The organism is Lentibacillus kapialis (assembly GCF_014646635.1).
Classification (GTDB): domain Bacteria; phylum Bacillota; class Bacilli; order Bacillales; family Amphibacillaceae; genus Lentibacillus; species Lentibacillus kapialis.
This window is the reverse complement of the sequence record NZ_BMNQ01000040.1, coordinates 22336-33625: the sequence shown is the minus strand read 5'-3', so window position 1 is coordinate 33625 and position 11290 is coordinate 22336. Positions and strand designations below refer to the sequence as shown.

The following is an 11290-nucleotide window of genomic DNA, read 5'->3' as shown; positions in this document are numbered from 1 at the left end:
TATCAATAAAATATAAAATTAATTAGAAATTTATCTTTAATTTTAATTTTAAGTGATTTAGTCTATAATTAAAATTACTTTATATTTATAATTAGACATAAAATATTTTTAATACAAGGAGGTATAAAATGGATGAACGCGATTGGTACTTACTTTCATTGATTGGAAAAAAAGCTAGCTTATCGCAAATATCTGAGGAACTATTTATTTCTCAACCTGCATTATCTTATAGGATTAATAAAATTGAAGAGTTTTTTGGCGTAGACTTGTTAATCAGAACAAATAAAGGCTTTCAAGTAACAACTGAGGGAGAAATACTAATTAAGTATACTAACCAACACTTAGAAAATGTGAACAGGATTCGAGAAGATATGTATTCAATTAAAGATATTATTAAAGGACCATTAAAGATTGGAGCTTCTAGTGCAATTGCTCAGTATTTGTTACCACCCGTACTTTCAAAATTTCATACAGTATATAAGGATGTAAACTTAAATTTAACGACTGGATTTAGCCCAACTTTAATAGAAAACTTAATACAAAATAAGATTCATATCGCTTTCCTAAGAGAAGATATAGAATGGAATTCATATAAAAAATTATTAGCATCTGACGGCATTTACTTAGTCTCAAGATACCCAATACAGATTGCCAACTTACCATATCTTAATCGTGTTGAATATAAAACTAACCTTTCATTAAGGACCATTATTGATAACTGGTGGTCACAACATTTTAAACAGCGCCCTGTAACTTCAATAATCGCCGATAATGCAGAGGCTTGTAAAGAAATGGTAAGAAATGAACTTGGCTATGCAATTTTAACTGGTCTTACACTTAATAATCAAAGCGATTTATCGTATGTGCCACTAAAAAGCAACAACGAGAAACTTATGCGCCATACATGGATTTACGCAACTAAAGAAGCAATGAACTATGTTACTGTAAGGACATTTTTGGATTTTTTAGAGCAAGAAGTGCAACCGTATCAAGGTTTATAATTAGTAGCTAATTTTTGAAGAAAAACTCATAGCAATTAACAGATCACTTTCTGGTTAATAGAATAATAAAAAGAAAGAGGTTTCCCAAAAATTCAGTAACTCAACGGAAACCTCTCTAAAACTCAGCAATCAATATCGGTCCCTTCTTCGGAGACAAAAAATTATTGACAACGTTACGAAAGTTGATATAACAGGTTGATTATTAACAGATTCAAAATGATTGTTGCAGTTGTTTACCTGCTTCATCGTAATTGTAGAATCCCTTTCCTGTTTTCATACCGAGATTTCCTGACTCTACAACTTTTTTTAATAAAGGACAGGGACGATATTTAGAATCGTGAAAACCATTATATAAACCTTCCATTGTTGCTAAAAGCACGTCTAACCCTACAAAATCAGCAAGAGTAAGTGGACCCATACGATGGTTTGCCCCTAACCTCATAGCTTCATCTACATCTTTTGGTTGAGCACCTTCCATTACACAATATACTGATTCATTTATCATTGGGACAAGAATACGGTTAACTAGAAACCCTGGGTAATCCTGACAACGAACCGGGTTCTTTTCAATGCTTTCGGCAAAACCAAACATAGCCTCTACAGTAGTATCATCGGTAACAATGGATGGTGTGACTTCAACCAGCCTCATAACTGGTACAGGATAAAAATAATGGAAACCAATTACATTTTTGGGGCGTTGAGTAACTGAACTAATTGCAGCAATAGAAAGACCTGATGTATTGGAAGCTAGTATTGTATTATCATCAACATATTGATCTATCTGAGAGAAAACTTTCTTTTTGATTTCTAAGTCCTCGGGAACAGCTTCAATTACTAAGGAGGATCCCTTCACTTTTTCCATATTTGTCTTTACATATATATTGCTTAGAATTTGGCTTTTTTTTTTCTCAGTTTTTTTTCCTTTTTTAACTTTTGAACTTAACTGTTCCTTTATATGTTGTTCTGCCTCACTTGCCTTTTTTTCATTTACTTCAATTAGCGTTATATTTTTATTATGTTCAGCAGCGTTTTGTGCAATACCTGACCCCATTTGTCCCCCGCCAATGATTGCTATATTTTCAATTGACATTTGCTCTCCCTCCAAATTAAATTTTCTCTGACAAATAAGACACTTTGAGTATTTATATGTAGTAAGGTGGAAAACTAAAAAGTTTCCCACCTCGTTAATTTTTAACATCTTTCAAATAATGTTGAAATGCCTTGTCCGCCACCAATGCACATAGTAACAATTCCTTTATCTAACTCGGCACGATGCATCTCATACATTAATTTAACTGTTAATATAGTACCTGTTGCCCCTACTGGATGACCTAAGCTAATCGCTCCACCATTTACATTCACCTTATTTGAATCAAGTTTCAAATCTCGAATGACGGCACATGATTGAGATGCAAAAGCCTCGTTCAGTTCATAAATGTCAACATCATTTAAATTGACATCACACTTTTCAGCCAATTTCTCTGTTGATAATTTAGGAGCATACCCCATTAAACCCGGATCATTTCCAGCGACTGAAAACCCTTTTATTTTTAATAACGGCTTAACCCCTAATTCTTCTGCTTTTTCTTTTGACATCAACACTACTGCAGCTGCCCCATCATTAATTCCTGAAGAGTTTGCAGGCGTCACAGATCCATCTTTTTTAAAGGCGGGTTTCATTTTACCCAGTTTTTCCATGGTAAGACCTTCTCTTGGGTGTTCATCTGTATCCACAAGAGTAACATTGCCCTTTTTATCTTTTATTTCAACAGGTACAATCTCATCCTTGAATTTTCCATCCTTAATTGCCTGAACCGCTCTTTCCTGACTTTTTAACGAAAATTCATCCTGCTCTTGTCTTGATACATCATATTCTTCTGCTACATTTTCAGCTGTAACACCGTTATGATATGGTCCACTTGGCCAGGTTAGAATTGATAATAAGCCATCCTCTAGATCTCCGTGTCCCATTTTGTATCCAAATCGTGCACCTTTTAAATAATATGGTAATTGAGACATGTTTTCCGTGCCAGAAGCCACTACAACTTCTGAGTTCCCCGTTTGAATTTGCATCATTCCATCTACAATGGATTGCATTCCTGACCCGCACTGTCTATTAACGGAATATGCTGTAGTTGAATCTGGCAAATCAGATTTTAACGAAACAACTCTTCCTATAAATCCATTTTCAGCTATCTGTCCGACATTACCTATAATTAACTCGTCTACACTTTCAGGTTTGACCTCTCCCCTTTTTAAGGCCTCTTTTACTGCGTATGCTGCTAAATCGGTTGAATGGACGTCTTTAAAACTTCCCCCGAATTTACCAATTGGTGTTCTTGCACCGGAGACTACAACGACCTCTTTTAATTCACTCATGTTACATTCTCCTTTTATAATTGATTTAGAAATTACCTTTGAAAGCTAAATTACCATTCCACCGCCAACATTGATGACTTCTCCGGTAATATATGAAGCCTCATCGGATGCTAAAAATGCGATCATGTTCCCTACGTCGGAAGGGGCTCCTGCTCTTCCCATTGGTATTTTATTTATCATCTGATCCCAAACTTTGTCGGGAACCCCTCTTGTCATGTCCGTGTCAATGAATCCCGGGCAGATAGCATTACAAGTTATATTGTTCTTGGCCAGCTCCCTTGCTGCTGTTTTTGTTAAGCCAACTACTCCTGCTTTTGAAGCAGCATAATTTGCTTGACCGAAGTTTCCCAGCCAGCTGGCAGATGAAATAGAGATTATTCTACCTTCGTTCCGTTCCTTCATCCGTACTGCTGCTTCCCGTGTACAAAGGAATGTACCCGTCAAGTTAACATCGATGACTTGTTGCCATTGGTCAACAGACATTTTGTGCAGTGTACCATCCTTATTAATACCCGCATTGTTGACTAAAATATCTATTTTTCCAAATTCATCGGTAACATTGTTAAATAGTTTTGTAACCTCATCTTCGTTTGCTATATTAACTGTATATGAAGTTGCGCGATATCCTTCTTCTCTAAATGAATCAACTGCCTCTTTACATGCTCCCTCATTAAGGTCAACGATAACGACTTGCGCACCTTCTTTACCAAGCTTTTCCGCAATTCCCTTGCCAAGACCTCTTGCTGCACCTGTTACCATCGCTACTTTACCTGATAGTTTCCCCATTCGTGTCCCTCCATTAAAAATTTCTTGTTGTTTCATAATTGCTGGTAATGCTTTACGCCCTCATAAATTTCGACAAACCGAATTGACCATCTGCAAACAACGCTTCATCCATAACTTTTAAATCCTTACTAATAATCGGTTCAAATTCCATCATATCTAAAATATCTCTTTGCAAGTCAATCCCAGGAGCAATTTCGATTAACATAACTCCTTCCTTTACCAGCTTAAATACCGCTCTTTCCGTAACAAAAAATACCTCTTGGCCTTTCTCCCTGGCTAACTTTCCATTAAACGATATCTGAGAGACCTTTGAAACCATTTTCTTGATGGCCCCTTCTTGATTGATTTGAACTTGATTATTTTCAAGACTCATTTTCGCGCCGCCAGTACTAAATGTCGCGCAAAAAACGACTTTTTTAGCATTTTGCGTAATATCGATAAAACCACCTGCACCAGTACATAGATGTCCCATTTTTGTTGCATTGACATTTCCATACTGATCAAGTTCCCCTGCTCCCATGAATGTAATATCCACGCCTGCTCCGTTGTAATAGTCCATTTGTTGATCATGTGTAATCATTGCATAAATATTTTGTCCTATACCGAAGTCAACACCGCCAGGTTGAATACCACCATATATTCCTGATTCAACAGTAATCATCACATCGTTAGATATCTCTTCTTCATTGGCAATATTGCCTACAACATCATTCGGTATCCCTGTACCCAGGTTGATAACGTCACCTTTACTAATTTCAAACATAGCCCTTCTTCCGATGAACTTTCTTTTATTTACTTCCAACGGTTTAATTGTATTAATTGGTACTCGAAGGTCGCCTGAATATGATGGATCATAATACCAAGAAGAGGTTTGTCTATGATCTTCAAATGGATTATCGGACACTACTATCGCATCGACAAAAACTCCCGGAACAACGACATCCTTAGCATGCAGACTCCCTGTTTCAGCCACACGCTTCACCTGAGCAATCACTTTCCCGCCAAATCGTTTTGTGGCAAGTACAGCAGGTAGTACTTCAAGCTTCATTGCTTCATCTTCCATTGTTATGTTACCCATTTCATCTGCGGTAGTTCCCCGTATAATACAAATATCCAAAGGAATTTTCCGATAAAACATATATTCTTCATTTCCGTATTCGATTATTTCGGAAATATCCTTAAGTTTCTCTGTCCTTTCATTCATCTTTCCTCCTTCAACACGAGGATCAACAAAAGTTCCTAATCCAACTTTGCTCATTTTTCCCGGAAGCCCGGAAGCCATTGATCTGTATAATTGAGCCATTTGACCCTGAGGAAGACAATATGCATCCACTTTATTTTCGGAAATCATGTCCATCCATTTTGGTTGAAGTCCCCAATGTGATCCAATAATTTTTGTCACAAATCCTTCATGAGCAAAATGCTGGATCCCATTTTTCCGATCACTTTGACCAGCAGAGTGAACCAGAGTTAGATTTTTGGGATACTCATTTTTCAAGTAGCTTTCCTCTATTGCTTTTAATATCGATTCTGATGCACTAATAAGCGTCATTCCAACAGTTGTAATCGTATCCCCATCTTTTATATAATTTACAGCTTCACTTGCTTCAACGAAGTTCGCTTTCATCTTTTAGATACACTCCTTTTGATTTTCCAAATTCCCTCTTATTCTTTTTTTGTCTATCTTCCCATTTTTTGTTTTAAGAACCCCATCAACGAAATAATAATAAGCTGGTATTTCATATTTTGCCAATTTGTCCTTTAGTATTGATTCAATGAACAAGGAATCCAAATCATAGCCCTCTTTTAAAGAAATAACTGCAACAGGAATTTCACCATACACCTCATCCTTAACTCCTACGACAGCAACTTCATTAATCCCCCTGATTTGGCGTATAACGTTTTCAACATCCATACTGTAAATTTTCTCTCCGCCTCGATTGATTAGATCTTTTTTTCTATCAACAACATATAGGTAACCATCTTTATTGATATAACCTATATCCCCTGTTTTCAGCCAGTTATCATCTGTAATCAAATCTGACTGCTGATTATAATATGCTGCAATTACATTTGTCCCTTTAAGTAAAATTTCACCTGTTTGGCCAACTGGTAATTCGTTCTCAAAGTCATCAACAATTTTAATAGACAACCCTGGAATAGGTTGGCCTGATGAACCAATATAATGGCTTTGAGATGCATCAGTCGGAAATATAGTGGCTGGTGAAGCTGTCTCGGATAGCCCATATATTGTCCTAAACTCCATGTTTGGCAACCATTCTTTAAGTTCTTTTATTTGTTCGGCAGGCATATTGGCGCCACCACAGGCTATTTTAGTCAAACTTGGTAATTTAGAAAAAGACTTCATTTCCTCCAGCATTAATGTAAAAATCGTAGGAGAAGCATGATAAAAAGAAATTCCATGTTCTTGAATGTCCGATAAAACTTGTTTTGGATCAAAAAACTTATGAATATGAATCGTTCCCTTACACTTTAAAAATAAAGATACGGTTGCAATTAAACCAGTTACATTATAAATAGGGATAGCTAAAATGGTCGAATCTTTTTCATCAACATCCAATATTCTGTGATAGCTTGTAATAGCATGTTGAATATTGAAATTTCTAATAACTACGCCTTTGCTGTGTGATGTAGTGCCCGAAGTAAACATAAGAACAGCTACATCTTCTAACGATCCAATTTCACTCGTTTCAACGGCTTCATATTGATTTAGATCAATATCAAATAAATTCTTTTTTTGTTGGGAATCACATAGGATAACATTATCATTATTTTTTTGTACCCAAGAATGAAAAGCCTTATCAACAATTAGCAAATCACAATGACTTTTCTCAACGAGAGACACAATCTCAGGTTCTTTATATTTTGTAGGAAATGGAACAATGACGGCACCTAATTTCTGGGCTGCCAAAAAGGCAATAATGAATTCAACAGAATTATATAATAATAATCCTATGTGTTTTCCTTTTTCGATCTGATGTTCCTTAATCAGATAAGATGATAATTTATCAGCTAAATCTAGTAATTCATCATACGTATAATTCTCTCCGTTTGTATCAACTACTCCAATTTTATGTGGGGCTTCGTTAACATTTTTTTTCAAGACTTGGTACATATTTTGATTCATATTGTCAAATGTTTGATACTCCTTATTATTTAAACGCTTCATAGTGAGATTCTTATTAATGGTTTCATTCCAATAATTGCTTCCAGAGATCAATTGTTTTACACCACCTATATAAAGCATCTTTCATTTTAAAACAAAATATTTAAATGAATTATGGTAGCAGGGCTATACAGTCATAACCCTGCAGTTAAACTCTTAACCTTCAGAGACCATTGGCCAATAATGAGCGTCATTCTTAGCTGTTTGGTCGATTTGTTCATGCAAAGACATAAGAATTTCTATAAAAGTGTCTTCATTTTCCTCAAGTTCTTCCGGAGTCGTTGATAAAGAGGCCACAACCATTCTATAAGACTGTTCTGAATAAAATAGTAATTGCAATACCTTAACCAACTCATCTTTTCCAAAAATACGATAAATACTGTGGTTAGCTACGAACTCATTTTTTAATAAGTAAGCATTTTTTCCGTCTACTGTACATTTTATTTTTTCATTAATTTTATACCTGTCTTTATGCCGGCTTCTTTTTTCTTTCTTTTGGAACTGTTTTTCTAAGACATTTATATAGTCATCCAAGTTAACATTTTCTCTCATGTTAGCCCATCTAATTGATAAAGAAGTAGCTGTTTTCTTAGCAATCGTAACTTTATCAATTTTAATCAAACCCTCATGAAACGTAAATTTATTATTGGGGTTGATAAAGATTTGCCAATTTTGTGGATGTTTTATACCGATACCATAGATGTTTAAAGGGATAAAGTTATCCATTATTTGATTTCCTTTCCATTATTCAGTGCTGATAAGGATGAATCAACGGCTGAGTTCATTTCAGTGCCTGCATTAATAATTGAATCAACTCTCACAATATACTTATTAATTGTTTCCTCAGGAGCTTTTGTAATAAGGCTGACTCCAATATATGCTGCTGCATTCGCCATTAATGCCCATGCCAAGGCCGAAAAACCAAGAGGAGGGGTCACAAAGAATGTGAAAACAGTAGTAACAATCAATCCTAATATAGTACCTGCAAATGCCCCTTCTTTTGTACCTTTTTTCCAAAACAAACCTCCAACAGTAGCTGGTAAAATTTGCGCAAAAAATGGAGAGGACAGAGCATATGCATAATCAACAATATATGCAGGTCTTAAGGCGACCACAATTAGTGTTAAAACCATTAAGATAACAAGTAATATACGGCCAAAATGAACTACTTTTCTAGGTTCGACACTTTTGCCCTTCAATTCAAATGCATGACGCACATATATATCCCTTGATCCAATAGCACTTGCTGATAAAAGTAATGAGTCTGCTGTTGAAACACCAAAAGCAAACAAGCAAAGTAAAGACAAAAAGGATAGAATTGGCGGCGCATACTCAGTAGATAAAAGTGATACAATGCTGTCAGTATCAGCTACATTCGGTCCTAGAATAGCCGGCGCCAAAATTCCACCTAATATTGCGATTAGGAAATAAACAAAAACATATGCAACAGGCAACGACCATGACATTGACCTGAAAGTATCCTTACTCGCTGCCACATACATTCTCATAAATATATGCGGCCAAACTACTGTTGCAACTGCACCAGTTAATACATTGGATAGTGTTCCCTGCCAATTGAACGTTCCATTTGGCCCTGGATGAGATAATAATGGTGCCAATTCCGGGTTATCCAGCATAGTATTTACTGCTTGAGCTAATCCACCGTTAGGGAAATAGGTTAATGTTAAATAAACAACCAAAACAATTAAAGTACCAGCTCCCAGTATAAAGTGAAAAGCATCCATCCATGCGACTGATTTTAAGCCGCCACCAATAATATGAAGAGACACTACAATTGTTGCAAAACCAACAGCTAAAATGTAAGGTAACATTCCGTTCGTTGTCTCAACCGCAGCATCACCAATTGCTATTAGCTGCATAGCTACATAAGGTACGATAAATATAACCAACACGCATGCAACCAATAGACCATAAGCATCGGAATTATAACGTGATCGTAAAAAGTCAACAGGTGTTGTAAAACCATATTCTTTTCCTAAAATCCAAAGACGATAGCCAATAACAACGAAAAGCAGGCCCGCAATCATTCCACCCGTGTTTGACAGATACCCAATTCCCTCTCGATATATTGCTGCAGGAACGCCATAGAAGGCTAGAGCAGAAAACACGGAAATAGCGGTAGTTGCAAGTAACACGAACGGATTAACACCGCGATCAGCTGTGAAGAAAGCTTCAGATGATTCGCTTGTAGCTTTAAAAGATCGAAAGCCATGGTATACTAGGACAAGTCCATAAATAAATATTCCAATAATTATTAATATGCTTGCATTCATTGCGCCGGCTCCTTCCCATCAGTATTATACTTCACATGTTTTTGAGTATTGAAAAAATTGTTAAAATAGAAACCCCAAACTGTAGCTGCCACCAATGGAAGCGTAAAGAGTAAAAACATTTGTAAAGGAATCCAGCCAAACAATATAGGGTTTGGTACATAAGGTAGTACGATCCAATCAAATGTGAAATAAACAACATTAAATAGAATAAAAAGCACCTTCTTAGATAAACTCATACGGTTCCCTCCATTTAAGTAATTTATCCTTTAATTCAAACGACCTTATTGCCTTTTCACCGGCATATTCAATCAATTCACAAGCATTTTCCATTGCTTTTTTTAAATCCATCGGTTTATTGATAATATCGATAACAAGATCAATTCCATGTTTATAAACTTCTCTAATATCACTACCTTCACTTCCGACTATGGCAATTACAGGGACATTATATTTTTGCGCTATCTTTGCCACCCCAATTGGTGCCTTTCCATATACAGATTGAGAATCCATTTTTCCTTCGCCGGTTATGACTACATCTGCATTTTGTATATGATCTTCCAATTTAGTTTTTTCCAGTATTTTATTGACACCAGAGTGTATCTCAGCATTACAAAAAGCCAATAAGCCCGCTCCAAGTCCACCAGCAGCTCCTGACCCTTTTTCATTCATAACAGGCATGTTCAATTGCTTTTCCAGTGTCCCACCATATTTGTATAATAGTTGGTCAAGCCATTTCACATCCTCTTCTGACGCCCCTTTTTGTGGTCCATATATATAAGAAGCACCATTCAAGCCACACAATGGATTAACTACATCTGAAAAAACGGTAACTTTTGTACCTTTTATTCTGTTATCAATATTTGTCATGTCTACTACCTCTAAGTTCTCTAAAGCTTCAGCGCCAAACCCAATTGGATCACCATTTCCATCCTTTAAAGAAACGCCAAGTGCTTGTGCCATTCCTGCTCCCCCATCGTTGGTAGCGCTGCCACCTATCCCAATTAGAATTTCATCTACGCCTAAATCCAGTGCAGCTTTAATCAACTCTCCAGTACCATAAGTTGTTGTTTTAAAGGGATTTTTTTCATCCTCTTTTATAAGAGTCAACCCTGATGCTTCAGCCATCGCAATGACTGCTATATTATTCTCTAAAAGCCCCAATCTACCCGAAACTTTTTCACCTAATGGGTTTGTAACTTCTTTTTCAATAAATTTTCCATTTGATGCAGCGACCAGCGCGTCAACTGTTCCTTCACCACCATCTGAAATCGGGAACTTGTTAATACTCGCAAACGGTTCCAAATTTTTAATACCTTTCTCGATGGAATCTGCAACTTCAAATGTAGATGCGCTACCTTTAAATGAGTCTGTCGCAATAACAATATTCAATCTACCACTTCCAATCCAATCAACATTAGAAAACGCTTTCTTTAACTTATATTCATTATAGGATTGGTTTCTTCAAAGGTCTATGTTCTATATAACAAAATAATAAACAAAAAAAGCTATGCATATGTTATGCATAACATGGATTGTTATTTTTTATTAGGCGTGTGATTACGGCCAGTTTTTTTACCACCTCTGCCATCTTTTCTTTTGTACCAATGTTTGACAAACAATTTACCAGGCAATGCCAACTCGCT

At 36.2% G+C, this 11290-nt stretch carries 10 protein-coding genes; 1 reads left to right on the top strand and 9 read right to left on the bottom strand.

Going from position 1 to position 11290, the window contains the following annotated elements; all coding sequences use genetic code 11:
- The first annotated feature begins 128 nt into the window (after positions 1–128).
- On the top strand, positions 129–1001 hold the full coding sequence (locus IEW67_RS12545; RefSeq protein WP_188633422.1) for a LysR family transcriptional regulator: 873 nt from the start codon (positions 129–131) through the stop codon (positions 999–1001).
- A gap of 211 nt (positions 1002–1212) precedes the next feature.
- On the opposite strand, the gene IEW67_RS12540 is transcribed toward IEW67_RS12545, so the two are convergent.
- From IEW67_RS12540 to IEW67_RS12500, 9 genes are all read right to left on the bottom strand, one after another.
- Positions 1213–2091 carry a 3-hydroxyacyl-CoA dehydrogenase family protein gene (locus IEW67_RS12540; protein WP_188633421.1) on the bottom strand — a complete coding sequence of 293 codons (879 nt, stop codon included), beginning with the start codon at positions 2089–2091 and terminating at the stop codon, positions 1213–1215.
- 101 nt (positions 2092–2192) lie between these two features.
- Positions 2193–3380 (bottom strand): thiolase family protein, encoded by a 1188-nt coding sequence (locus IEW67_RS12535; protein ID WP_188633420.1) that lies wholly within the window; start codon positions 3378–3380, stop codon positions 2193–2195.
- Positions 3381–3425: 45 nt separating this feature from the next.
- Complete coding sequence (fabG, locus tag IEW67_RS12530; protein WP_188633419.1) at positions 3426–4166, bottom strand: 3-oxoacyl-ACP reductase FabG; 741 nt, start codon at positions 4164–4166, stop codon at positions 3426–3428.
- Between the two features lie 52 nt (positions 4167–4218).
- Positions 4219–5793: an acyl CoA:acetate/3-ketoacid CoA transferase gene (locus IEW67_RS12525; protein ID WP_188633418.1), complete on the bottom strand. Its 1575-nt coding sequence runs from the start codon at positions 5791–5793 to the stop codon at positions 4219–4221.
- 3 nt (positions 5794–5796) lie between these two features.
- On the bottom strand, positions 5797–7407 hold the full coding sequence (locus IEW67_RS12520; protein ID WP_188633417.1) for a class I adenylate-forming enzyme family protein: 1611 nt from the start codon (positions 7405–7407) through the stop codon (positions 5797–5799).
- A gap of 102 nt (positions 7408–7509) precedes the next feature.
- Positions 7510–8079, bottom strand: a complete 570-nt coding sequence (locus IEW67_RS12515) for a hypothetical protein (protein WP_188633416.1) — start codon at positions 8077–8079, stop codon at positions 7510–7512.
- Complete coding sequence (locus tag IEW67_RS12510) at positions 8079–9647, bottom strand: sodium:solute symporter family protein (protein ID WP_188633415.1); 1569 nt, start codon at positions 9645–9647, stop codon at positions 8079–8081. The genes IEW67_RS12515 and IEW67_RS12510 overlap by 1 nt, the downstream gene beginning before the upstream one ends.
- The gene (locus tag IEW67_RS12505; RefSeq protein ID WP_188633414.1) at positions 9644–9883 is read right to left on the bottom strand and encodes a hypothetical protein; all 240 of its coding nucleotides are present in this window, start codon (positions 9881–9883) and stop codon (positions 9644–9646) included. The genes IEW67_RS12510 and IEW67_RS12505 overlap by 4 nt, the downstream gene beginning before the upstream one ends.
- Complete coding sequence (locus IEW67_RS12500) at positions 9870–11036, bottom strand: glycerate kinase (RefSeq protein WP_188633413.1); 1167 nt, start codon at positions 11034–11036, stop codon at positions 9870–9872. Before IEW67_RS12500 ends, IEW67_RS12505 begins: the two co-directional genes overlap by 14 nt.
- Positions 11037–11290 lie beyond the last annotated feature (254 nt).